Source organism: Alloalcanivorax balearicus MACL04, from assembly GCF_025532145.1.
Taxonomy (GTDB): Bacteria; Pseudomonadota; Gammaproteobacteria; order Pseudomonadales; family Alcanivoracaceae; genus Alloalcanivorax; species Alloalcanivorax balearicus.
This window is the reverse complement of the sequence record NZ_ARXS01000075.1, coordinates 1-670: the sequence shown is the minus strand read 5'-3', so window position 1 is coordinate 670 and position 670 is coordinate 1. Positions and strand designations below refer to the sequence as shown.

Genomic DNA, 670 nt, shown 5'->3' with positions numbered 1-670 from the left:
GGTGGAGCCTTGTTCCACACCCCGTTCAATACCTCGTTCAATGCCTTGTGCGAGGCCTTGTTCCAGGCCTTCCCTCAGACCCACCTGATGGTGCATGTCCTTCCATTCCTGAGCACTGTTGCGCGTCATTTCCTGGATCTCCTGTAAGTCGAGCAATTGTGGGATCGTTACACCCGGCATCCATTGGGGAAGCCGGCGGCGCAGCCATGCCACGAAGCTGTGCCGCAGACCCGCCAGTTCCGGTGGACGTAACCAGTCTATCAAATCATTAAGAACCTCGGGTACTTCGGCAAAGGTGCGATGTTGTTCCAACCGGAACAGAGCGGCGACCAGGTTGCGCATGGACGCCAGTTGGTCCAGATCAAAAGCGCCTTGGTCCAGAAGTAAAAAGGCCTGCTCTGGCTGAAGACCGGCAAACTCCGCGGGGCCAGGCAGGATCAGGTTCCTGACGTGGATGGGAGCCCGCCATCGGGGTTCTCCGTTATACAGTACGACGGGCAAGATAAAGGGCATTTTCTGGTGGTTATCTTCAAGCCTCTTGCGGCGAATCAGGTCTTGATATAAAAGGCCCGTGTAGGTATGAACCCGTACCGGCATGAACCGGTCCACACTGGATTGGAACTCCAACAACAGATAAAGATGAATCCAATCCCGCCCCCAGCGAATCCGC

The 670-nt window shown here is 56.0% G+C and carries 1 protein-coding gene; it reads right to left on the bottom strand.

Annotated features, from left to right (window positions below; genetic code table 11):
* A partial coding sequence (locus MA04_RS21745) for an Rpn family recombination-promoting nuclease/putative transposase (RefSeq protein WP_394356174.1) occupies positions 1 to 630 on the bottom strand: 630 nt, incomplete at its 3' end.
* Positions 631 to 670: the final 40 nt, after the last annotated feature.